The organism is Vibrio pomeroyi (assembly GCF_024347595.1).
Lineage (GTDB): Bacteria > Pseudomonadota > Gammaproteobacteria > Enterobacterales > Vibrionaceae > Vibrio > Vibrio pomeroyi.
On record NZ_AP025507.1, the window covers coordinates 83,464 to 106,658 of the forward strand.

At 44.8% G+C, this 23,195-nt stretch carries 21 protein-coding genes; 11 read left to right on the forward strand and 10 right to left on the reverse strand.

Annotated elements, in window-relative coordinates; all coding sequences use genetic code 11:
- The first annotated feature begins 16 nt into the window (after positions 1-16).
- Both guaD and OCV12_RS16605 read left to right on the forward strand, forming a co-directional pair.
- On the forward strand, positions 17-1,351 hold the full coding sequence (gene guaD / locus OCV12_RS16600; protein ID WP_261886580.1) for a guanine deaminase: 1,335 nt from the start codon (positions 17-19) through the stop codon (positions 1,349-1,351).
- Positions 1,352-1,638: 287 nt separating this feature from the next.
- Positions 1,639-2,520, forward strand: a complete 882-nt coding sequence (locus OCV12_RS16605; protein ID WP_261886581.1) for an AEC family transporter — start codon at positions 1,639-1,641, stop codon at positions 2,518-2,520.
- Between the two features lie 111 nt (positions 2,521-2,631).
- Here OCV12_RS16605 and OCV12_RS16610 read toward each other — a convergent pair whose 3' ends face one another.
- From OCV12_RS16610 to OCV12_RS16630, 5 genes are all read right to left on the reverse strand, one after another.
- A complete protein-coding gene (locus tag OCV12_RS16610; protein ID WP_017630716.1) occupies positions 2,632-3,012 on the reverse strand; it encodes a carboxymuconolactone decarboxylase family protein in 381 nt (126 codons plus the stop codon).
- 60 nt (positions 3,013-3,072) lie between these two features.
- Positions 3,073-3,429, reverse strand: coding sequence for a MerR family transcriptional regulator (locus OCV12_RS16615; protein ID WP_261886582.1), 357 nt, complete (start codon positions 3,427-3,429; stop codon positions 3,073-3,075).
- Positions 3,430-3,472: 43 nt separating this feature from the next.
- Positions 3,473-3,991, reverse strand: a complete 519-nt coding sequence (locus OCV12_RS16620; protein ID WP_123297018.1) for a hypothetical protein — start codon at positions 3,989-3,991, stop codon at positions 3,473-3,475.
- Between the two features lie 619 nt (positions 3,992-4,610).
- Complete coding sequence (locus OCV12_RS24935) at positions 4,611-5,078, reverse strand: GrpB family protein (RefSeq protein WP_315972804.1); 468 nt, start codon at positions 5,076-5,078, stop codon at positions 4,611-4,613.
- A 31-nt stretch (positions 5,079-5,109) separates the two neighbouring features.
- On the reverse strand, positions 5,110-5,349 hold the full coding sequence (locus OCV12_RS16630; protein WP_261886583.1) for a hypothetical protein: 240 nt from the start codon (positions 5,347-5,349) through the stop codon (positions 5,110-5,112).
- A 313-nt stretch (positions 5,350-5,662) separates the two neighbouring features.
- Between OCV12_RS16630 and OCV12_RS16635 the strand changes: the two genes are divergently transcribed.
- From OCV12_RS16635 to OCV12_RS16645, 3 genes are all read left to right on the forward strand, one after another.
- Positions 5,663-5,938 carry a hypothetical protein gene (locus OCV12_RS16635; RefSeq protein WP_132940613.1) on the forward strand — a complete coding sequence of 92 codons (276 nt, stop codon included), beginning with the start codon at positions 5,663-5,665 and terminating at the stop codon, positions 5,936-5,938.
- A 678-nt stretch (positions 5,939-6,616) separates the two neighbouring features.
- Positions 6,617-7,357, forward strand: a complete 741-nt coding sequence (locus OCV12_RS16640) for a MipA/OmpV family protein (protein ID WP_261886584.1) — start codon at positions 6,617-6,619, stop codon at positions 7,355-7,357.
- A gap of 527 nt (positions 7,358-7,884) precedes the next feature.
- Entirely contained in the window at positions 7,885-8,331 is a 447-nt protein-coding gene (locus OCV12_RS16645) for a TetR/AcrR family transcriptional regulator (RefSeq protein WP_261886585.1), read from the forward strand.
- Between the two features lie 173 nt (positions 8,332-8,504).
- Here the strand turns inward: OCV12_RS16645 and OCV12_RS16650 are convergent, their stop codons facing one another.
- The 5 genes from OCV12_RS16650 to puuE all read right to left on the reverse strand — a co-directional run bounded on the left by OCV12_RS16650 (position 8,505) and on the right by puuE (position 12,975).
- Positions 8,505-9,815 carry a urate hydroxylase PuuD gene (locus OCV12_RS16650; RefSeq protein ID WP_261886586.1) on the reverse strand — a complete coding sequence of 437 codons (1,311 nt, stop codon included), beginning with the start codon at positions 9,813-9,815 and terminating at the stop codon, positions 8,505-8,507.
- Between the two features lie 14 nt (positions 9,816-9,829).
- Positions 9,830-10,390 carry an ureidoglycolate lyase gene (locus tag OCV12_RS16655; RefSeq protein WP_261886587.1) on the reverse strand — a complete coding sequence of 187 codons (561 nt, stop codon included), beginning with the start codon at positions 10,388-10,390 and terminating at the stop codon, positions 9,830-9,832.
- Positions 10,391-10,405: 15 nt separating this feature from the next.
- Complete coding sequence (gene alc, locus OCV12_RS16660) at positions 10,406-11,392, reverse strand: allantoicase (RefSeq protein WP_261886588.1); 987 nt, start codon at positions 11,390-11,392, stop codon at positions 10,406-10,408.
- A gap of 123 nt (positions 11,393-11,515) precedes the next feature.
- Complete coding sequence (gene uraD, locus OCV12_RS16665) at positions 11,516-12,031, reverse strand: 2-oxo-4-hydroxy-4-carboxy-5-ureidoimidazoline decarboxylase (protein WP_017061596.1); 516 nt, start codon at positions 12,029-12,031, stop codon at positions 11,516-11,518.
- Between the two features lie 23 nt (positions 12,032-12,054).
- Positions 12,055-12,975: an allantoinase PuuE gene (gene puuE, locus OCV12_RS16670; protein WP_261886589.1), complete on the reverse strand. Its 921-nt coding sequence runs from the start codon at positions 12,973-12,975 to the stop codon at positions 12,055-12,057.
- A gap of 426 nt (positions 12,976-13,401) precedes the next feature.
- On the opposite strand from puuE, the gene uraH reads away from it, so the two are divergent.
- From uraH to OCV12_RS16700, 6 genes are all read left to right on the forward strand, one after another.
- Entirely contained in the window at positions 13,402-13,755 is a 354-nt protein-coding gene (uraH, locus tag OCV12_RS16675) for a hydroxyisourate hydrolase (RefSeq protein WP_261886590.1), read from the forward strand.
- Positions 13,756-13,999: 244 nt separating this feature from the next.
- Entirely contained in the window at positions 14,000-15,343 is a 1,344-nt protein-coding gene (locus OCV12_RS16680) for an NCS2 family permease (RefSeq protein ID WP_017065002.1), read from the forward strand.
- 224 nt (positions 15,344-15,567) lie between these two features.
- Positions 15,568-17,019: a nucleobase:cation symporter-2 family protein gene (locus OCV12_RS16685; protein WP_261886591.1), complete on the forward strand. Its 1,452-nt coding sequence runs from the start codon at positions 15,568-15,570 to the stop codon at positions 17,017-17,019.
- A 161-nt stretch (positions 17,020-17,180) separates the two neighbouring features.
- Complete coding sequence (locus OCV12_RS16690; RefSeq protein WP_261886592.1) at positions 17,181-18,545, forward strand: 8-oxoguanine deaminase; 1,365 nt, start codon at positions 17,181-17,183, stop codon at positions 18,543-18,545.
- 768 nt (positions 18,546-19,313) lie between these two features.
- A complete protein-coding gene (locus tag OCV12_RS16695) occupies positions 19,314-20,552 on the forward strand; it encodes an alpha-xenorhabdolysin family binary toxin subunit A (RefSeq protein ID WP_261886593.1) in 1,239 nt (412 codons plus the stop codon).
- A gap of 190 nt (positions 20,553-20,742) precedes the next feature.
- On the forward strand, positions 20,743-23,139 hold the full coding sequence (locus OCV12_RS16700) for a hypothetical protein (RefSeq protein WP_261886594.1): 2,397 nt from the start codon (positions 20,743-20,745) through the stop codon (positions 23,137-23,139).
- The last annotated feature ends 56 nt before the right edge of the window (positions 23,140-23,195 follow it).

The following is a 23,195-nucleotide window of genomic DNA, read 5'->3' on the forward strand; positions in this document are numbered from 1 at the left end:
TTAAAAGGAAGTAAACATGACAACGCAACGCAAAGCTTATCGCGCCAGTATTTTACACAGCGTAGCCGACCCAAAAGACGTCGGTATCGATGAGTCTTACGACTATTTTGAAGACGGTGTTTTAGTCGTTGAGAACGGCCACATCGTCGACTTAGGCCATGCCGATGAAGTATTGGCTCGCCAGCCTAAAACACTCGAAGTAAAAGAATACAAAGACAAGCTGATCACCTCTGGCTTTATTGATACGCACATCCACTACCCTCAAACAGGCATGATCGCGTCTTACGGTGAGCAGCTACTCGATTGGTTAGAGAACTACACCTTCCCAGAAGAGAAACGCTTCAAAAACCCAGTCTATGCACACAAAGTAGCGAAGCTATTCCTAGACGAACTGGCAAGTAACGGTACTACTACAGCACTCGTGTTCGGCACCGTGCACAAAGAGTCGGTTAACGTTTTCTTTGAAGAAGCCGAGAAGCGCAACCTACGTATGATCGCGGGTAAGGTGCTAATGGATCGCAACGCGCCAGACTACCTCACCGACACGCCAGAGTCTGGCTACGCTGATTCCAAAGAACTGATTGAGAAATGGCATAACCGCAGCCGCTTGCTTTATGCCGTGACGCCTCGTTTTGCGCCAACCAGTACACCAGAGCAATTGGCTACCGTTGGTAAACTTCTTGAAGAATACCCAGACGTATACATGCATACGCACCTATCTGAAAACGAGAAAGAGATTGAATGGGTAAAAGAACTGTTCCCTGAACGCGACAGCTATTTAGATGTGTATGACCACTATGGCCTACTGCACAAACGTTCGGTATTCGCCCATGGTATTCACTTGTCTGACTGCGAATGTAAGCGCCTTGCCGATACCGATTCGGCCATCGCTTTCTGCCCAACCTCGAACCTGTTCTTGGGCTCAGGTTTGTTCAAGCTGCCAAAAATGGAAGAACACGGCATTCGTGTCGGTATGGGAACCGATGTGGGCGCAGGCACCAGCTTCTCAATCCTGCAAACCATGAGCGAAGCCTACAAAATCATGCAGCTTCAACAAGAGAAACTGCACCCCGTTAAATCGCTATTCTTAGCGACATTAGGTGGCGCACGTTCGCTGCATCTAGAAGACAAGATCGGCAACTTGGAAGTGGGTAAAGAAGCGGATTTCGTCGTGTTGGATCTTCATGCCACACAACTGATGCGCTTTAGAATGGAACAAGCCACCAAGCTTGAAGAAAAACTGTTTGTATTGATGAGCTTGGGTGACGACAGAACCGTCAGCGAGACTTACATCTACGGCGAAAAAGCCTACGATGTGAACTTCAAAGATTACAAAAAGCTCGTTAGCTAGACTTAAAACCAAGTAACAATCGCTAGACAGCGACAGCCGTCGTTAATTAAAAATCCGTCCAGATTTATCTAGCCTTTAAAGACCAGTTGCTAATGCCACTGGTCTTTTTTGTGCTTCATTCAAAGAAATATAAATTAACCGTTCACAAACAACGATCTTCGGTGACGCCAAGTCATTATATTGATAGGTTAATGTTTATACATCTCGACTCCATACTTCACTTTAGCATCTCTCTAAAACAATCGTTTCTCAGCTAAATGGAAGCACTCAATCTAGAAAGGAATTCTATGTTCGAACAGGTCGTCAGCATACTGTTTCCCGTTTTTGCTTTAGCCAGTGCTGGCTTTGCGGTCGGTCGTTGGCTCAAACCCGATTTCAAACCGATCAATCGCATCAACATGGATGTTTGTATTCCTGCTTTGGTGTTTGCATCGCTGACCACCATGCCCCTCGATACCGAGCAACTACCATTGATTTCAGCTTCTTTGGTCGCAGTGTTAGTGCCCGCACTGTTGATGATTCCAACCTGTAAGATCTTTAAGCTCAACTTCAAAGCCTGGGCTCCGCCACACATGTTCCGCAACAGTGGCAACCTGGCTATTCCCCTGTTCACCTATACCTTTGGTGAAAGCGCATTAGCCCCTGCGGTATTACTGTTTGTGGTATCGGCGTGTGTGCACATTAGTGTCGGTTTGGCGCTATTGAGCGAAGGTAACCCGATCAAGCAGATCCTCAAGATGCCGATATTCTTAGCCGCTGCATTAGCGATGACGCTGAACCTATCTGGCATTGCAGTTTGGAATCCAATCTACGAAGCCACATCGCTACTTGGGCAAGCAGCCGTGCCTATAATGCTGCTGTCGTTGGGGTCGCAAATGGTTAACTTGAGGCTGAGCGGATTGAAAGTCGGCTTGCTTTGTACGGCTCAATCACTGTTCACCGGAGCCATCGCCTTTACCATCATCTACTTCTTTATCCCGCTGCCTACGTTGCACCTACAAATGATGGTGCTGTTCACCATGCTACCACCCGCCGTGATGAACTACCTGTTCGCAGAACGCTTCAATGTCGAGCCACCCAAGGTCGCGTCTATGGTGTTGTTCGGTAACTTTCTGAGCGTGGTTACCTTACCGATCTTGTTGTCGTTCGCGCTGTCTTTGTCGTCTTAAAGAACCACGAACGTTCAGGTTTACGACTTTTAAAACTTAGCCAATCAATAAAAAGGGAGCGTAACTTAGTAGAGTTGACGCTCCCTTTTCAGAATATATTTTCTATTTATCTTAAGCTGTATTTCTCTCAGCAAGCACTTCCTTAAAAGCGAACATGCCATTGAGTGCTGAAGGGAATCCCGCATAGACCGACATCTGCAATATCACTTCTTTGATCTCTTCCTCGCTGCAGCCGACATTGAGTGCCGCATTCAAATGCACCTTAAGTTGAGGCGCACAATTACCGAGCGCAGTTAGGGCTGCCACGGTCGCGATCTCTCGTGATTTCAAATCCAAACCGGGGCGTGAATAGATGTCACCAAAGGGATATTCGATAGTATATTTGGCAAGATCAGGGCAGATGTCTTTCAGGCTTTCAATAACCTGTTGCCCTGCTTCTCCGTCGATATGATTAAGTCTTTCTAAGCCAGTTTCAAAACGTGATTGATTCATGGAAATGTTCCTGTTTTTTGGGATTACAGGAACACCTTACAAGTTAGAGTCGACTCTAAGTCAACGGACTTTTCCATCTCGATACAAACTAATTTTTTGCTCTAGCGCAGCCAGATGCTTTTGTTGCTCTTCAATATGGGAACGCAAACTCTGTTGATGTTGTTCAAGCAACACTTGACGCTGCGAAACAGATTCTGGCCCTAACTCCCTGAGCTTTGCGTATTCTAAAATTTCATCCAGTGGCATTGCGGTGTTTTTCAGTCGCTTCACAAACTCAATCCAAGTAACGTCCTTCGATGTATAGACTCGATGACCGCTACTGTTCCGCTGAACATTTTTCAACAAGCCGATTTTTTCGTAGTAGCGAAGCGTATGGGCGGACAAACCCACCAACCGAGAAAACTCACTCACATTCATTACTTCACCTTTTCTATCTTGGTATAAGTACTAGGAACTCAAACTATGCGCACTTATCTAATTTGAGCTCTGCGGTGACTTTCGTCAAACGCAACGCAATCGCAAAACACACTAAGTAAGGACTCACATACCAGAAGATGCTTTCTAATGGCTGCTTCACCTGCGCTTCTCTGGTTTTAATGTATTGGTTCTTTTGTTTTTCATACTGACTCAACATGCCACTCACCCACACGGCGTCGCTTTCCACCAGCGATACGCTAGGCGCAGGAACCGTAAAATCAGCGGCGTTCGGTAGCAAGGTGAAATCAACATCTTTGAATGTGATAGCTGTATCCAAATACCACAAACACGCCTCATGGTGCTGGCCATGAGTGTCTAAAGACGGCTGACCTGTGCAGATATCACTTCTTAACTTATCCAAAGAGAACTGCTGAATCGACTCTAAAATAGTGACTGCTCTGGTTTGTTCTGTCTCGACCCAATCACCGGCTACCGATGCCCGAATTTCAGACACCGCACCCAGCATGCCGATACCTGCCAGCAGCGGCCATAAATAATCCATCAACTTCCATTTGCGTCGGCTCAAGTTGAACCCACACCAAATCGGAATATGTAAGAGGAGCGTTAGCCCAAGGGATAGCAAAACGAAATTTAAGGAGCTAGAGAGCATGAGTTCGCTATCGAAGAAGTGCTTCATAATGAGTTACTTGCCTGTATGACAAAGAGTAATTTGATACTAGGTTCGATATTAGAAAAGAGTGTAAGGGGAAAGTAAAAACAGCACAAAAAGTAATGTAATAAACAATAGAGCGATAGTCCTCCCTATGTCCCAGATTAAGCCATAAACCATAGTAATGAAATTATAAAATTCATTACTATGAAAAATACCAGATCAAAAACCAACCAATCAAATCAAATAGTTAACTAAATTCTTGACTAAAAATAAGATAACTATAGAGTGCGCGAATAACAACTAAATGCATAAGGAAGCATAATTATGAATGACGCAATTCAACAAGCTCGCATACAAAACAAAATGAAAAATCCTATGATAGCGCTACTGTTAGGTTTTGTAATACCTGGAGGTGCTCAGATGTATGCTGGGAGCGTAATGTGGGGAGTTGTTAACTTAATTCTCATCGTAGTTTGTGCGATCACCGTTATTGCTTCCCCAGTATCATTTATTTTATGGATAGTTTCACTTTTCCTAGGTTACAAGGGCACCAAAGCTTATAACGATTCGGTTCTTGATAAAGCAGAATCCGCAAAATCATAATCAATAAATGTTGGTAGTCTAACTTCAATAGACTATCAACATTTAAGTTCCACCATAGCCAATAAACACCGACAACTTGCAACGCAACATCGTCCCCAGATGTAGACTCCAACATACACAGTTCAGGTGTTCTTAACGTATCGAGTTTCTCTTTAAAGCCGAGTGTTGTGAGTTGTTCAGCGGCGTACTCAAGTTCACTCGACTCAATACCAACGAATATATCCAAATCACCTTTAGATAATGCAGATGGAATCGAAGATGCGCCTACATGCTCAACTCTCGCATTAGGGATTAGCTTTTTGATGTCACGCTCATATCGAGCAAACATTTCATGACAAGCCGTTTGGTATTGTTCTGCAGGGTAAAATTTCATACTTCCTCACTTCTATGACTGGTTCTAAGTATTAAAAACTATTGAACACACCGATAGCTAACAGAAATAGCGCGATGCTAATTACTCCGATATAAGAGATTCTGGTTCGCTCTTTTTCAGTTGGAAGCAATGAAGGGAAGCGTCCTAATGTGAATACTTTACAGACTATCCAGCCAGAACTGTAACCAATAAATTCGATCACTAGCGACTGAAGCATATATCTGAAGAATGCGTTTAGCGCCCTAAAATACGCGACTATCACCTCTTCCATTTTCTGTCCTAATTAAAGTCAATTTGGAACAGAAAATGCCACGGGTAGAGATTCATATCAAGAACCTTATACAGGACAGTCTGCTTAAAACATTTTCCGAACCTTTAAGATGAAATAATTGAAGATCACTTTTCAGTGAGGAATAACACTCGTTAAGAACACTTCATACAGACATCCCAGTTCACATTGATAGGTTTTAACTATCAAAGTTCAAGCTTCAATAGACTTATCTTAAAGTTAAATGGTATTATTGATTGATATCGATAGATAAAACCTATCAAATTTGACTTGTATATTCTTAGTGAAGGTAAGCATGGAATTGAGTAGCGTTGTTCATATAAGTTCGATTAGTTGTGCCTGCACAGCTTGTACTCGCCTACTTTGGCTTAATGACTTCTCATTTAAAGGATTAGAGTTAGATACTCTTATTGTGCATGCTCAATCCGCAGCGATGCTACCAATGGCATTGGTACTGCTAGTCGCGAGCGTAAAGCCTCAAATAACACAAGAAATACAAGGCTTGAATGCTCATTACTTAATATCGGCAATTTCATTAACTTATGTTTCGGTCAGTTCACTTCAACTTTAATAAAGAGTTGGACAGCGACAGATACCTGAAGTTAACCATTTACCCCAGAAACAGCTCCCCTAAACAAAAAATCCCCGGCGATAGGAGCCGGGGAAGATAGGGAAAATGAGTCTGACGTATGCCTGCGATCAAACTCCCCCGAAACCTCATCTAAAGCTGATGTCCTAGTTGAGGGATTGGCAAATGGTTGTTGGAATACCGTGTGTTACTTTGCTAACGATCCAATCTGGGAGAGCCATCATCTGTCCTCTATGTTCCGCTTAATCATGCGATAAACCAGAAATGCAGCGACAATGCATAGAACACTCATCACGATGCTGCTAATACAAAGAAATACGTAAATTGGTTCCACTTCTTCTCCCATCACTCTCTCCAGAAATAAGCCTTACCGGCTCTAAACACATAAGTAACACACTAATATTTATAGATATTTTAAAGGTCATCGCCCTTTATTTGGTCGTAATTTTTGTTTTACCGCTAATTATTAATTAGCCAAAGCCAACGAACTGTTGTTATACTCGCCCAAAATAAAGGGCGTCGCCCTTTATTTTTTAAGTCTACGTTTAGTCACACTTATCGTCAAGCGACTTCGTAACCAAAAGTCAGAATAACCGCTCAACTCTATTGGAGTTGGATTCCTAAATTTGAATATAGGGTCACCCCTTACAAGAGCAAAACATGAACAAAGCAGCACTCACAACCCTCATTTTCGCTATGTCTTTATCGGCACCAATTAACGCTGAAATTGGCGTAGGCCTAACCACTAGTTACTCGCCAAATGTTTATAAAGGAGGCGATACCAAAGTTACTCCGTTCCCTCTGATTAGTTACGACAACGGCCATTTTTTCATTGAAGGTGTCCAAGCTGGCTATCGCTTGGCTCCAAAAGGCAGCGTGAACAATCTCGTTATCTTTGCGGCCTACGATCCTCGCACCTTAGACGCGAAGGAATCCGATGATCCCGATATCAAGAAGCTGAATGATCGCGATCCTTCATTCATGGGTGGGGTCGCTTATGTATTGACGACGAATGTTGGAGAGCTCAGAGCAGGTGTGGGTACCGATATTGGTTCAGTTCACAATGGCCTTTATGCAGAAACTCGTTACAGCTACCACATCAATATGGGGCCATTTGGTTTGATCCCAGCGATAGGATATTCACTCAATAGCGATAAATTGAATGAGCATTTGTATGGTGTTTCGGCATCTGAAGCAGCCAATACTCGCTTTGAAAAATTTAACCCAAACTGGAGTGGACGTTACTTTGTCGGTTTGACCGGGTACATGCACTTATCAAAGCAATTACGTTTAACGGGAGGGGTTAGATATGAAAACCTCGACTCTGAAATCGAGAAAAGCCCGATACTTGAAAGTACAACATCGGTTATTGGGAATGTTGGAGTAAGTTACACTTTCTAATGTGCTTGAGCGCATTTAACGCGACTGAATATCAATGAAACCGGTTTAGAAAAAGGACTTTCTACAACCTGAACGCAAGTTGAAACCGCTATACGTACAGATCTATTTTATTCATTTTCTTAACCACATCTTCCCCTTGAATCCTTTTTAATACCGTTCCATTCGACGATGAGATAACAATTTGCTTGTGGCTATCTAACTTGGCTGACAGGCCGGCCTTATTCGCTGAAAACGTCGTGTTGATGTAATCAGTGGCGCTATTTAGTTTGTGACTGCTCAATGGGGAATGTATCAGGTTGGTCATCATTTCGAGCCTTTCAAAAAATAAAGGTTAACAACCTTTATTCTATATGCTAAATGTATAATTTCAATAGCATGAACTCGATGAGGCCTGTTTGAGCCCATTAATGTCCAGTTACTCAACGATCGATTGTATCGCAAGCTTTGTGCCTTTATTCTACGGCCTGTTACTGCTTATTATCGATGGCACATAAAATACAACCATCATCCAACGTTCGGAGGCAAGAGTGGGAAGAGCAAGCGCTGCACAAGCGATTATTACACGACAAAAGATCATCGATGCTGCATTTGATATCGCATTAAATGAAGGCTTCGATAAGGCAACCTTTGCTTATATTGCTAAAAAAGCTGGAGTATCTAAGTCAGGGATTAATGCTCACTTCGATAGGAAAGCTGATATTGCTAAAGAGCTTGAGCCTCTTTTTGCTAAGATCATCAATGAGCACTTAAACTACGAGTCAACCGCGGTCTTCTCTAAGACGTGGCAGAAAGCCATTGATAACGAACCTAGTTTTGTAGCGGCCATTGTCGCATTCGGCCCTATTATGCCAACCGAGAAAGGCATCAAAGGGCTGCAATCCAGAATCCAAGGTGAAGAGCAAGAAGTGCTCGACTGTATTTATCACTGTATTGGCTATGCCGTTTGCAATATCCAATCTCGAAAATCCGCTTAATTCGCCTTTCCTAATACCCGATTGTCCAAAAACAAAAAGCCCCGGTTATAGGAACCGGGGAAACAGGGTGGGATGAGTTTGGCGCGTGCCCGTAAACCAAACTCTCCCCAAGCCTCACCTAAGACTCATGCTCTTAGGTAAAGGATGCTGGGTACTGTTATTGAAAAGTACGGTTATTGAAGCGTCGCGCCTTGCTCTACCCAAGTGCCGATGAGTGCGCGCTCTTCATCTGTCATTTGAGTCATGTTGCCGAGCGGCATCACCTTGGTTGTTACGGTTTGAGCAACAATTCTTGGGACGTTAGCTTTAATCTCTTCTGGGGTATCAAACATCACACCACCTGGCGCGGCAGCAAAAGCTGCGTGGCTCGGGGTTGATGAGTGACACACAGAACAGCGCTCTTGAATGACTTTGTTGATAGTTTCAAAGCTGACGCCTGCGCTAGCGGTTTGCGCTGCATGACCAGCTGGAACAACAGCCGTAGTTGAAGCAGTACCATTTGCAGCAAGCTCTTCTGTCGCTGATTCTGTCGCGCTCACTTGCGTTTCTTGAACCACTGGCGCTTGCACAACCGGAGTCATCTGCTTTTGCGCGTAAGGTGAGGTAACAAACGCAAGCGTAATCATACCCAATGCCGCTACTGGCACTGTCCATGCAAACTTCTGGCTACCATGGCGGGTGTTGAAGTAGTGACGCACTAAGATGCTGAAGATCGCTAAGCCAGCAAGGATCAACCAGTTGTATTCCGAGCCATAAGTGCTTGGGAAGTGGTTACTGATCATGATGAACAGCACTGGCAGTGTCATGTAGTTGTTGTGACGAGAGCGCAGTAAACCTTTCGCTGGCAATGCCGGATCCGGTTCGCGCTTCTCTTCAATCGCTTTCACCAAGTTACGCTGTGCAGGCATGATAACGCGGAATACGTTACCCACCATGATGGTACCAATGATGGCACCCACGTGGATGTAAGCACCACGCCCACTGAACACTTGAGTTAGGCCATAGGTTGCAGCGACGAGCAGCACAAACAGCACAACGCCAAGCAGTACTGGGGTTTTACCTAATGGTGAGTCACACAGTAAGTCATAGATAAACCAACCAGCAACGAATGAACCAATACCAATCGCGATTGCCGTTGTTGAATCAAGGCCAGAGCCCGGTGCAATCAGGTAGATTTCAGCGTTAAGGTAGTAAACCACACCCAGTAAACACACACCGGTGATCCACGTGAAGTAGGCTTCCCATTTGAACCAGTGCAGGTGCTCTGGCATTTCTGGTGGCGCGAGTTTGTACTTCTCTAGGTGATAAATACCACCGCCGTGAATTGCCCATAAGTCGCCTGAAAGGCCTGTTTTAGGGTTAACTCGGTTAAGGTTGTTCTCTAACCAAACAAAGTAAAATGATGCGCCTATCCACGCAACACCAACAATCATGTGAATCCAGCGAATCGCTAAATTCAACCACTCTGTAATATGCGGATCCATAATAACCTCCTGTATCACAACGCTTTAGCTAAGCGTTGCTCTTCCTTGCTGTCTTCCGTTGGCAAATCTTCCAAATGCAATGCCACTCGGTCGCTGTCGAAATAAACTTCATCACAGTTATGTCCTTCTCCACCTCTATCGACAATCAAGAACTGGTCTTGATCGGTGAGCGCGAGAACTGGGTGATGCCACACCCCTTTGTGATAGTTCACTCCTTGACGGCCGTTGCTCAAGAAAGCTCGGCTATTGGCTAATGTCGGATTTTCGCCCTTTGGCGCGACAACAATTAAATAGGGTTGACCAAGTAATGGAACGAATGCCTGAGAGCCAAGTGGATGACGCTCTAACATTTTGATGGTCAGTGGGTAGCTCAACGGTGTGGCCTGGAAGATGCTGATGATCGCTTCTCCGTCTTGGTCTTGCACATCCGTTGTCGCTAGCTTGTGGTAGCGACGTGTTGATCCACTGTTGATCATAAAGAAATCACTATTATCGGACTCGATAACATCGCCAAACTCAGCAAAAGCTTGCTTGGTTAACGGTTCGATAGATAAACGACGTATTCCATTACTCATATCTGATTTCCTTACCTATTTCGCTTTCGTACCAAATAGACGCAAACGGCTAATACCACCATCTGGGAATATGTTTGCACGTACGTGGGTAATCGCACCAAGGTCGTTTACCTCAGAAATGAATTCGTGAATCTCGTGCGCTTGCAGCTTTTGTGCTGGCAAGAGCTCACGCCAGAATAGGCTTTGTGTTTCCACTTGGTCGTCGGTACCACCTTTCACGTAAGCCGCTTGGATTGAGCAGCTGTCTGGGTAGTTACCTTTGAAGTGTGCCGTATCCACAACGATACGTTCGATGTGTCCTGGGTGACCTAATGCCACGATTACCCAGTCGTTACCCGGTGTACGACGACGTGCTGTTTCCCAGCCATCACCCATGTTTTCACCGCGGCCTGGGCCTAAGATGTTGGCTTTGTTGCCGTAATGCTCATCGCTACATGCGAGTGCTCGGCCACCGTGCTCAACCGCTGCTAGGTCGACTTGTTGCTGAGAATCTATTGCGTCCCAATCCACGCTTGGTCGGCCATAAACACGTAGGCGCGCGACACCGCCGTCTGGGTAGATGTTCAAACGTAGGTGCGTAAATACTTGGTCGCTTTCGATGCCTTCAAGATGATGATGATCACCTTGTAGTGCCATTGAAGGCAGAATTTCTTGCCACTCTGTTGAATCAGTTGGCTCACCTTGTGGTGAATAACACGCGTCGATTGATGCCGAAGGTGGGAAGTTACCTGTGAAGAATGAGGTATCAATATCAACGCCAGCAATGGTGCCAGCTAGGCCAAGGCGAACGACACAGTAATCGTAACCTTCGCCGCGTTTACGTCTGCTTTCCCAACCGTCCATCCACTTGCCGTTGTCGTCGTATAAGTCGTCTTTCCACTCTGGCGCTGCGTGGCTGAGTAGACGGCTTTTATCTGCGAAAAAATCGTCGGTTGCGAAGATAGCTTCTGCGCCGAGTTTTTCGTCTGCAAGGTTTATGTACTGTTCAAATTTATGGGTCATGTCCGTGTAATCCTATGAAATTAATCAAGTAATAATAAAATGAGAACTTAGTGGCTTATGTTTTTACAAATCAAACCTTTAGCGCACTAAGACTGGGCTGAGATAGCTGTTAACTCCGTTAACTTACATATCCCAGAGACGAAACATCGCGATCTTGTTGATCTCTTGAATCGCCGTAGCAAACTCAGTTTCACTATCATTTCCTAATCGCATCTCGAACGACTCAAGAATTTGGTAACGATTGGCTCCCTTCACCGCCATGATAAAAGGGAAATTGAAGCGACTTTTGTAGCTGTTGTTGTAAGAAGTGAATTTTTCAAATTCTTCGGCGCTGCATTGGTCAATGCCCGCCCCCGCTTGTTCTTTGGTCGACGACTCGGTGAGTTCGCCGTTTACTGCTGCTCTGCCTGCTAAATCTGGGTGAGCGTTGATCAAAGCCAACTGTTTGCCTTGATCGGCATTTAACAAGGTGGATGCCATTTTCAGATGAAGATTCTCGATATGATCATCTTCGGCATTCAAACCTTGGTCATACACCGCTTCAGCAACCCATGGGCTGTGTTCGTACACATCAGCAAAGTGCGCGACAAAGGTATCGCGGTTCATGGTTGTTGGTTGGCAAGATCGAAATTCAGTCACGTTAAGCCTCCTTGCTGTTCGTTCTAATTTTGTTGTTCGTTGTATGGGTGATGTTGGTGCCAGTGGTTGGCGATATCGATTCGACGACATAGCCACACGCTGTCATGCTGTTTTACGTAATCTAAGAAACGTCTTAATGCAGCAATACGACCGGGACGACCAATAAGACGACAATGCAACCCAACCGACATCATTTTCGGTGCGGTTTCGCCTTCCATATAAAGGGTGTCAAACGTGTCTTTTAGATATTGGAAGAACTGCTCACCCGAGTTGAAACCTTGCGCGGTTGAGAAGCGCATATCGTTTACATCGAGAGTGTATGGGATCACCAGTTGTGGATGACCGGTTTCGGTATGCCAATAAGGCAGGTCATCGTCATAGGCATCTGAGTCGTAAAGAAAACCGCCCTCTTCTGCGACTAAACGACGCGTATTTGGCCCTGTACGACCGGTATACCAACCTTGTGGTCGTTGACCCGTCACTTGTTGGATGATCTCAATCGCTTTGGTCATGTGGTCGCGCTCTTCAGACTCATCAATGTATTGATAGTCAATCCAGCGATAACCGTGACTACAGATTTCGTGACCCGCTTCGACCATGGCTTTCGCTACGTCTGGGTGACGCTCAATTGCCATAGCGACCGCAAACACAGTCAGTGGGATTTCATATTCATCGAACAAGCGAAGAACACGCCACACACCCGCTCGGCTACCATATTCATAGATGGATTCCATACTGATGTGACGTTCGCCTTTGATCGGCTGTGCTGACGGGATCTCTGAGAGAAAGGCTTCAGACTCCTCGTCTCCATGTAACAAACAACGCTCACCGCCCTCTTCATAGTTCAATACAAAAGAAACCGCGACGCGCGCATTACCTGGCCATTGAGGGTTTGGAGGGTTAGCTCCGTAACCGATCAAATTTCTTGAATAATCCTTATTCATCCAAGTACTCCTAACATAAGTGGTTGGCTTAGCCGCTGTTTAGCTGGTTCATCAATATGATTCTTCTATTGGTGATTCCGCTATTGGTTATTTCAAAACCGAGCAACCTTACCCCTGTACATTTATTGTATACAATTATTTATCTCAATGTAAAGATTTTGTTATTCGAGTTAAATTTAGATACTTTTACAATTTAAAAACAACAACTTAATAAATCACAACCTCACCAAAAAACGATAATCAGGATCTATAAAGTCAGAAAAAAAGACACAATAGTTAACATTTTTCCAACAATTCGCTTTACTAATTGTGTACAGTTCGTACATAGTTAGTGATAACAAAGTGACCAGTTGCACTCTTTTGCAAGGTCGATATGGACAAACAAACCACGGAACAGAGGAGCGCCAAAAGCGCTATTAAAGGACTATGGGAAGATTAACAACACACGTATTAGACACCACACACGGCTTGCCTGGCGCAGAGATCAAGGTAGAGCTTTATAAGGTCAACGAAGACTCAACAGAAAAGCTGGCGACCGTACTCACCAACTCAGATGGCCGAACCAATGCGCCGATTCTGGCTGGGAATGAGTTCCGACCGGGGAAATATCAATTGGTGTTTTATGTAGCCGACTACTACAAAAGCAAAGGTGTGGAATTGGATGGTGTGCCTTTCCTAGACGATGTGGTGATTCGTTTCGGCTTGGATGATCCCGATGCGCACTACCACGTTCCACTTTTAGTCTCACCATACAGTTTCTCGACTTATCGGGGCAGTTAGTCCCGACGCTTAGAATCCCGATCTAGGCTCAATCACCCAGTAATAAACAGATTCATGCGTGCATCTAAAAAGATGCGCGCTCATTAAGCACGCTCACATAAAAATACTAACAACGTTAACAGTTAAAAAATGAGCCACACAAAGCTCATCAATAACGAGTTAGAGCTAGGAAAAACCTTAAAACTTAATATTGAAATCTCGCTGTATTCAATAAATGGATCACAACATAAAAGGACTTGCAGACATGAGTGAGAGTAAAACAGAAATACTCAACCAAGATGCGAATAACGGAATTTTAGAGAAACTCTTTAAGATTAAGGCACACGGAAGCAGCGTAAAAAATGAGTTAGTCGGCGGTGTCACCACCTTCGCAACCATGGCTTATATCATCTTCGTTAACCCACAAATCATGGCCGCTTCAGGCATGGATGCAGGGGCAGTATTTGTCGCTACCTGTATTGGTGCCGCGATTGGTTGTTTGTTAATGGGCTTATTCGCGAACTGGCCTGTCGGCCTTGCACCAGGTATGGGCTTGAACGCCTTCTTCTCGTTCACAGTAGTAAGCGAGATGGGTTACAGCTGGGAAGTGGCGCTAGGTGCGGTGTTTATCTCCGGTATCTTGTTTGTCGGGATGAGCTTCTACAAAGTCCGCCAATGGATCATCGAGAGTATTCCTGAAAGCTTGCGCTATTCCATGACTGCAGGTGTTGGTCTGTTCTTAGGTCTAATTGGCTTAAAAACAGCAGGTATCGTCGTCGAAAATCCAGCAACTTTGGTTTCACTGGGTGACTTCACCAAACCAGAGGCGCTGCTTGCTGCGATTGCATTCTTGATCATTGCGGTTCTGAGTGAGCGTAAAGTATTTGGCGCGGTACTTATCGGCATTTTGAGTGTAACGCTAGTCGGCATGATGCTTGGCCTAGTTCACTACGATGGCTTCTTCGCTGCACCACCAAGCCTAGCGCCAACCTTTATGGCAATGGATATCGCAGGCGCACTGAACGTATCGATGATCAGCGTTATCTTGGCTTTCCTTTTTGTAAACATGTTTGATACTGCCGGTACGTTGATGGGCGTAGCTGAGCGTGCAAACCTGACCAATCCTGAAACGGGCAAGATTGAAGGTTTGAGCAAAGCACTGAAAGCCGACAGTATTTCAAGTGTTGCGGGTGCGTGTGTGGGTTGTCCGCCAGTAACCAGTTATGTTGAAAGTGCAGCCGGTGTTGCAGCAGGCGCACGTACTGGCCTTTCAGCAATAGTGGTTGGCGTATTGTTCTTAGCGGCTATTTTCCTATCACCGCTAGCCGGCATGATCCCCGCTTATGCAACATCTGGCGCTCTTATTTACGTCGCATTCGTGATGATGAGCAGCATGCAACACGTCGATTGGAAAGACTTCACTAACGGCGCACCAGCTGCGATTACCGCACTGATGATGCCACTGACCTTCTCTATCGCTAATGGTATCGCACTGGGTTTCATTACCTACACCGTGCTTAAGCTCGCGACCGGTAAAACCAAAGATGTGTCTATCTCGATGTACTTCCTAGCGGCTATTTTCATCGCCAAGTTAGTGTTCATCGGCTAACCCTATTGCTCCTGAGCAGTCATTTCTTGATTGCCCACAACGTTGCTTGGCTCGTTCGCAAGCCAAGCAACACATGATTTTTAAGAAAGCTAATTGCATTGATGACGAGAGAGCAGACCCCCTACCGATCCAGTGCACCTTTTTTATGACCCTACGCAGTTTGTAGAAGTCATTATTTGACCGCCAATCGCCTGTAAACGGAAACGCAGGCAGAGGAATATCAAATGAAACTTCTGTACACCCTTAATGAAAGACCGCCTCATGGGCTAACCCTTCTACTCGCTTTACAGCACATGCTCGCCTCAATTGGTGGCATCGTCGCTGTCCCTCTTATTGTCGGTGCCTCTATCGGCCTACCTAACACAGAGATCGTTTCACTGATCAATGCGGCGCTATTGGCGTCTGGTATTGTGACTGTCGCGCAGTGTCTTGGTTTTGGTCCTGTTGGCATTCGATTGCCCGTTGTTATGGGCTCAAGCTTTGCCTTTTTAGGTGTGGCTATTTCGATCGGTAACGAAGGTGGTGTCGCCGCCATTATGGGCTCGGCGCTGATCGGCTCGTTTGTGGTGATTGGTGCCAGCTTCTACATGGACAAGGTTCGAAAGCTGTTCCCGACCGTGGTAAGTGGTGTGGTGGTTACCCTAATCGGCTTAACCATTTTACCGGTTGCCATGAACTGGGTCGGCGATTCTCCTGCCAACACGGAACAATTCGCCACGCTACCTAAACTGTTTCTCGCACTGGTCTCTTTGGGGATCGTGATTGGCGTATCGGTTTACTGTAAAGGCGCGGTTGCGGCCTCCGCTATCGTGATTGGCCTAGCAGGCGGTTACATTGTGGCGCTATCGCTCGGCATGGTCGACCTTGAACAAATCAGCTCTGCAGCTTGGGTCGGTGGTCCTGAACCTTTTAAATATGGCTTTACCTTTTCTGCCAGTGCCATCATCAGCATGAGCTTGGTGTACATCGTGGTTATCGCTGAAGCAACCGGGGACTTCATGGCGCTTGGCAACAACTGCCAAACCCAAGTCAGCGGTAAAGATCTAAAACGTGGATTACTAGGCGATGGCCTTGGTAGCACACTCTCTTCTATTCTCACCGCGATGCCATTGGCGTCATTCAGCCAAAACGTCGGCATTGTAGGTATCACAGGTGTAGCAAGTCGCTATGTAGTGGCTGCAACAGGTGGCTTGCTGATTTTAGGCGGTTTATTCCCGAAATTAGCCGCTATTGCGGTCACGATTCCTAAGCCCGTTTTAGGTGGTGTAGGTTTTGTGATGTTCGGAATGATTGCCTACGCGGGCATCCGCATGTTGATCAAAGCCGCAGACACCAAACGAAATGCCTTGGTAATCTGTGTAGGTTTGGCATCTGGTTTAGCTGTTACCTTCGAACCAAGATTACTTCAACACTTGCCACATGATTTGGCGAACTTCCTGCACTCGGGCATTACCACAGGCACCATCATGACGGTTGTTCTTAACCTTATATTACCGAAATCTTCACGCGCAGAAGAGCAAGAAGCGTTAGCCGAAAGCCAAGCGCAAGTTGAGCTAGAAATGAAAGAACAAGCTGAAGAAGAACTACACTCAAACGAGCAGTTAGAGATTCAACAAACAACAACAGAAACTGACGTTCAAACAGCATCAGAAAACCCTGAGCCAAAAACGAACTAGATGAATCGCTAACGAGCGTAAAACCGATTTCCGTAGAATCACGGGCGTAACTAGAACACTAATTGTTTCTTCGCCCTTGATTCGAATTTATCTTTCAACAACAAATACCAAATAAAGACCCTCTTCCCTGAAAAGGCTGAGATGGCTAAGGACTACTATGAATGGAAACCATCTGGATTAAGAATCCTCTCGCAATCTACACTGGCTCATACGCTGATGCAGAAGGCGGTATTGTCATTAAAGGTAATAAAATCATTGAGCTGGTTGGCAAACACAAAGAGCCGACCTTACCCGTAGATTACAGCGTCGACGCCTCTCGTCATGTTGTGACTCCTGGGCTTATCAATGCGCACCACCACTTCTATCAAACCCTAACGCGTGCCTACCCCGGCGCACTCAATAAAGAACTCTTCCATTGGCTACAAAGCCTCTACCCGGTTTGGGCCAACCTCGATTCTGAGATGATGAGCCTAGCTACAGAACTGGCGCTGGTTGAATTAATGATGTCGGGCTGTACTACTGCATCCGATCACCACTACTTGCTACCTAATGGGCTTGAGCACGCTATTGATTTGCAAGTCGAGGCGGCAGAGAAGCTAGGTGTGAGAGCCATATTTACTCGCGGTTCCATGAGTCTTGGGGAAGATGAAGGTGGACTACCTCCACGACACACCATTCAAACCGAACAAGCCATCATTGATGACAGCCAGCGCTTGATTCGTGATTACCACCAGCGTGATGAAGGGGCGATGATTCAAATCGCACTCGCGCCTTGTTCGCCGTTCTCAGTCACTACCGACCTGATGAAAGAGACCGCCAAGATCAGCGAACGTGAAAACGTCATGATGCACACTCACCTATGCGAAACCTTGGATGAAGAAGACTTCTGTATTGAGAAGTTTGGCTTGCGCCCTGTCGATTATCTGGAAGATGTGGGCTGGCTCAACGAACGCACTTGGCTCGCACATGGTATTCACTTCAACCCAGAAGAGATCAAGCGTTTGGGCAAAGCAGGCATTGGTATCAGTCACTGCCCAACTTCTAACATGATGTTGGCTTCCGGTATTTGTAAGAACAACGACCTCGAAGCCGCTGGCGTAAAAGTCGGACTGGGTGTTGATGGCTCAGCTTCAAACGACGGCTCCAATATGATTGCCGAAGTACGCATGGCGATGTATCTACAGCGCCTGCAATATGGCTCTGCTAATGTTTCACACTTCGACGCACTGCGCTGGGCGACATCAGGCTCTGCCGCCGCAATGGGCAGAACCGACATTGGCACTTTAGAAGTTGGCAAACAAGCCGACATCGCAATGTTCAAACTCGATGACACTCGCTTCTCTGGTAGCCACGATCCACTGGCTGCATTACTACTCTGCGGCGCTCAACAAGCGGATAAAGTGATGGTAGCTGGAAAATGGCGAGTTAACGATGGAGCTGTAATTGGCGTAGACATGGAGCAATTAATGCACCGCCACCATGCCGCTGCAATGAAGCTAGGTAAGCTGGCGATGAATAACAACTAACTAAGACACTTGCCCATCAAACACTGCGAGCAGAAGTGAGTGGTTTTGATGGGTAAACATCCAGAACATCCACAAAGATTCGAAAATATCGCAAACATTCTAAAACCCCATAAACATGATGACCTCTAGCCCTACGTATCCATCTATTTCCTTCAATAATTCCAGTCTTAATAAACCAAAAACAATGCCACTAATTAAAGATAATCTAATTTAATTATATCTAATACAAGCTCCACTAATAAAAAACTCGCTAATAAAAAGCCACTAATAGAAACTTTCCTTAATATAAAACCTGAACATTATCTGGCACAGATCAAATTTAAAACGCTCGTTCTATTTATATATTCATCAAATTAATCAACAGATTTAGTAATAATGGGAATTATGAGGATAATTATAATTTTATCACTTATCGCATTTATGAATAGAATAAAAACCTCTCGAGACCTTTCCATACCTAGCCTGACAAAAGACACAAGAGTAGTGACTTAAATATCATTAAATTCAATAGATCAACAATCAATCAACATGAATTCAAATGTGTGATCTAAATAGAACTTTTCATTATAAATCTACTATAGATTGACCAAATCTTATAAAAACAAAAAACACATTAAAGGAGTCAATTTTAAAAACAAAAAAATAATTATAAGAATAACAATATAAAACTATTCAATAACCCTTCATAAATATTTAAAAATGCCATCGAATGGTAGGGGGATTATTGTCTTTGTAAAAAGCTAATAACAAATCTAACAGGGCTAAACGATGAAAAAAATCACTAAAACACTCGTACTATCTTCGATTTCAATTGGGCTACTTTCTTCTTTTGCTTTCACTTCTCAAGCAGCGCCAGTTCAAATTAACCAAGCGTCAGCTGAGCAAAACATACCTCAAGTCACCTACGATACGATAATCGGTGAGAATGGCGTCTTTATTGATTTAGATACCGACAACTTTATTCTCAAGCAGCAAGAGTGGTATCAGATCCAAGCCTATGTTGAAGGCGCTTTGGCACTGCCCGTGACAGAAGCCAGTATGAAGTCGACTTTAAGTATTCCTAACGACATTCCTTTCTCTAATTTCGAAGCACTGGTTCAGCAATACTCAAGTATTCACGATACCGCCTTCTATTGGAAAAAAGAGCTTTATCCAAGCATCGTTGACCTGTCATTAAGCTTGGCCAATTACGTCCAAATTAAAGACTTCATGCTTAACCCACTAAGCGATGCTTTGAATGAAATGCTGGCCAAAGCATTCTCGCCGCTCCCGGAAGATATCGAAGCGGTAGAACGCAATAGAAAGGTGGCGATCGCTTACCTGAAAAGCCTGCAAAGTTTTTCAATGAGATACCAGCAAGAAGTGTCTGACGCTGGCGGCAACCTATTAGAATTTTCAGCTACATTGGACACCCAAAAATTGCAGTTAGATGTGTTGGAAGGCACTCACAACGGTTACCTAAGCGATGATGGTAGCGCGCTTCAGCAGCGAGTGAATGACATCAATGCGCGTATTACTCAACTCAACAAAGATTACACTCACTACGTTACCGTCGCCTCTACTGCGGTGACTTATGCATGGTTCCCTCTGGTTGCAGGTCCAATCATGGGCGTATATGGCGATAAAGCAGAAAAAGCACGCAAACTTCGTAACGAATTACAAAACGAAGTAAAAGAGCTTCAAGAGCAGTTAACTTACACCCAGAAAATATATAACTCTTATCATCGCTCTTCAGAGAGTATCGATATGATTTCTCAACAAATTGAAAATGCGATTCCACATATTAATAAGCTGAAACTGAATTGGCAGAAAATGAATGCCGACTTCACTTCACTGCTTGTGGCATTAGAACAAGCCCAGAATAATGCCGACATCATGAAAGACGACGCAATGCTTGGTGCGATAGGTGCGCTTGCCAATACAACGGTTGCAGAAAGTAACTGGAGTAATATCAGCGAGAAAGCAAAAGCGTTCGCAAACAATGCGTACATTCAAGAAATGGAATAGTCCCTATACATCTCGAAGAAATAGCGCGACGAATAACGAAAAAGCAGCGCTATATACAAAACGAGACAGCTAACAATATAACGAGATAGCCAAATAACCCTCCGAATAGTAAGCCGCACCTTATGAAAATTAAGGTGTTGGCTTCTGCTACCCAAAATTTGGCGAATACTAATTTCGACAGGATATAAATATGAGACTTCTACCTATTATTATTTCTCTTTCATTTTCTCCACAGGCTTTTTCTAGCGACTGGCTTGAACTGAACAATTTACCCAATTCAACTGAATACCCAACTTGGGTTCAATCGGCCTATTCAGATGTTGGCGTATTGTCTCGCTCAACATCCGATCTACACATCAACCTCAGCGACTGGATAGCGGAGCAGAACCTATACGTCACCAATCCTTCAAAAATCGTCGTGTTTGCAGACACCATCGAAGTACCAGAGAACTTCAACTTACTTGTAAACAACCAAAACATCCTGATTTTTGCGCGCAAAATTGTTGGCCAAGGTACGCCAACGTTTGTGCTCGGACAACAAGGTTCTGCAGCATCGATTTCTGTGATTGCTGGTGAAATAGAAACACCCATTAATGTGCTCGCTTTCCAAAGCGATGGCAGCATTACACGAGACGCCCTAACAGGAAATACAGGAGATGGTGAATCCGTTGTCTTAGCAGGAGAGCACTACCGAAGAACCACCATAGACTCAAACATTACCGGACAAATGAAACTGGCTACCGAACCTTTTACAGACATTATTAACCGCTCTTTTGATATGGCGGCCAGCTTGTTCGACACCAACCCAGAACTTAGCCTCGACCTTATCAACTGGATTGAGCAGAGCTTGCGCTACTCAGGTTCTGTGGTGGAAGACGACCCAATTCTTTCAGACCTTTACCTGCAAACGGTCGCGTTCAAGCAGTTCATTAGCTTCAGTACCAAAGAGAGCCACTACGTACCTTATCTCGACAAAGTACTTTACCAAGACAAGTACGAAGCGTACCTGAATGCGATGGTTGCGTATCAAGCTCAATGGGACATTATTCAAGACAGAAGCACCGTCATTGAAGACAAAATAGAAGCCGCTAAGTTAGCGCTCGCTAACATTGAAGACGTTCTTCGTGCTCAAAGCTCGATCATCACACAAACCCAATCCAACATAGACAAGATAGGCGATAGCCTGACCGAGGTAGATAGCCAATACAAAGCTCAGGAGTTAGTAACTCTCGATGCAAGAACGACTTATTTAGTTGGTGTAGAGAATTGGAAAACCCAGCAGCAACTCAACGCAGCACTGGCGATTTTCAAAGCTATCGCGGAGATTGGTAGCGCAGTAAGTGGCGTGTTCACAGGTAACCTTTCTGGGGTGAATGACCTAACCGAGCAGTTAGCTAAAACGCCTGAAGCATTAGAAAAAGCCAAAAACCTCGTGACCAATATCAAGTCGGTCACAGGCATTATTGATAGCGTCACCAAAACGATTTCTGGTATCTCTCAGCTCACTGCGGATATTAAATCAACCATCAAGTTCCAGAAGATTTCGGAAGCGATGGATGGCTTTAACTTCAACATCCCAACCATCAATGAAAGCAATCTAGCGTGGGATCTAATGATCACCGAGATCCGCAGTAACTTAAGATATGCTGATAGTTTGGGGATTAAAGGGACAAGACAGTACTTACTTGAGCTTGAGAAACAGGTGCTTCTGGGTAAGGCAATTAACATCACCCAGCTTAACTTTGCTCAGGAGCAAGCAAAGCTGGTCGACTTACTGTTAACTAACAACGTAACCATCAATCAACAGCAAAGGCTGAATGATGCAATTGGAGGTTATCAAGTAGATACCGACAGCTTCGATTCGATTGAACGTGAACTATCAAGAGTGTTGATGCACTTCAAACGCCCGATGTTCGTTGCTTTGTCTAACTATGTTCAGGCATACGAATACTGGGCATTGAAGCCAAGCGAGATCACGCCTTCTCTAAACAAAAGTTATTTGGACTACCAGTTTGACTTGGCATCCATCGAAAGTGAGTATGTGAATGCTCTGTCTTCATTTCAACCCGCGCCACAAGATTTCACCATCGATAACTACACTATTTCTAGCCCAGAACAACTAGAGAACTTTGCAACAACCGGACAGCTGAATTTCTCTATTCCATTAGAGCAAGTCCAATTGTGTTCATTTGACCGCGTTAGGCTTTCCACGGTGCGAGTGTTCTTAGAGGGTGGAAACTTACCTTATGGCAAGCAACTGAATCTGCGAGTCTCAAGTTCAGGCAACTATGCCGATCGATATGAAAACCAAGATTATCAGTTCAGCTCGAACCCCGTCTCACGTGCGTTTTATTACCGTCTAGATGATCCAACCACCAATGATGTCAGCATCATCACCGACGGTGCCGTAGCGAATAAGTTCGAATACGCGTATTTCCAACCTACTCCATTTACCTCATGGAATGTCACACTCAACAATTTCGATAAGACAGACCAAGCCAACAACCAATATCTAAAAGATGTCGAACAGATTCGCGTCGAGTTCTTAGGCAGCGGTATTCCAAATGGCAATAGCTGCTCGAATTAACCAAGTGCTTCTCTAACTAACCGAGCGTTGCTTTAATCCAAGGAACCGAGGTTAAA